Origin of the sequence: Streptomyces sp. NPDC002265 (genome assembly GCF_040296125.1) — a bacterium.
Taxonomy (GTDB): Bacteria; Actinomycetota; Actinomycetes; order Streptomycetales; family Streptomycetaceae; genus Streptomyces.
In genome coordinates this window covers 1-1012 of record NZ_JBEOWS010000729.1, presented here as the reverse complement: position 1 = coordinate 1012, position 1012 = coordinate 1, and the positions used below count along the sequence as shown (strand labels likewise).

2 protein-coding genes are annotated in these 1012 nt (G+C 71.4%); one reads left to right on the top strand and one right to left on the bottom strand.

Features of this window, described 5'->3' with window-relative positions; translation table 11 throughout:
- Positions 1-46: 46 nt before the first annotated feature.
- Entirely contained in the window at positions 47-325 is a 279-nt protein-coding gene (locus ABT085_RS46600) for a metal-sensitive transcriptional regulator (protein WP_351623338.1), read from the bottom strand.
- A 70-nt stretch (positions 326-395) separates the two neighbouring features.
- Here ABT085_RS46600 and ABT085_RS46595 point away from each other — a divergent pair, with 70 nt between their 5' ends.
- Positions 396-968: a rhodanese-like domain-containing protein gene (locus ABT085_RS46595; RefSeq protein ID WP_351623336.1), complete on the top strand. Its 573-nt coding sequence runs from the start codon at positions 396-398 to the stop codon at positions 966-968.
- The last annotated feature ends 44 nt before the right edge of the window (positions 969-1012 follow it).

Here is a 1012-nt window from a genome sequence, read left to right as displayed (position 1 = left end):
GCAGGCGCCGGTGTCCCGGGCGCCTGCAGCAGGCCCCACGGGGGCTTCAGGCCAGCGACAGGAAGAGCTTCTCCAGCCGGGTCCGCATCTGCACGGAGTCCCGCACCGCCGGATCCTCGCTGGTCATGCACTGCTGCAGTCCCGTCGCGATGATCGAGAACCCGGCCCGGTCCAGGGCACGGGAGACGGCGGCGAGCTGCGTGATGACGTCTTCGCAGTCCCGGCCCTCCTCGATCATCTTGATCACCCCGGCAAGCTGGCCCTGCGCCCGCCGCAGCCGGTTCAGCGCCGACTTCAGCTCATCAGCCGTCATGTCGAGTTCCACACATCCTCCTCCATATACCCCCACGGGTATCTTACCGTGGAGGGAACCACCCACCGAAAGGCATTGTTCCGTGACCACCCCCACCGCCCTGACCTCAGGCCAGGCCGCTGCCCGCCTCGGCGAGGTCACCGTCGTCGACGTCCGCAGTCCCGGCGAGTACGCCAGCGGCCATCTCCCTGGCGCCCACAACGTCCCCCTGGACCGCCTGGATGAGGCTGCGGGCGCGCTGAAGGCCGCCGCGGTCCGCGCACCACTGCTCATCGTGTGCGCTTCCGGGGCCCGCTCGGCCAAGGGCTGCGCTCAGCTGGCCGGTCTGGGCATCGAGGCGGCCACCCTGGAGGGTGGCACCAGCGCCTGGGCGGCGGCCGGCCAGCCAGTCGAGCGCCCGGCCGGGGCCCGCGCCGTCTGGCCCATGGACCGACAGGTCCGCCTGGCCGCCGGTTCTCTGGTCGTCATCGGCTTCCTGGCGGGCTTCGCCTGGCAGCCCGCGCACTGGCTGTCCGGAGCCGTCGGGGCAGGACTGGTCTTCTCCGGTGTGACCAACACCTGCGGCATGGCCGCCGTTCTGGCCAAGCTGCCCCACAACCGGCCCCCCAGGAACGCCGTCTCCTTCCAGGAGACCCTGCAGCGTCTGGCCAACTGAGACGCACCGTCACGCACACCACCGCCCCGGCGCAATGCCGGGGC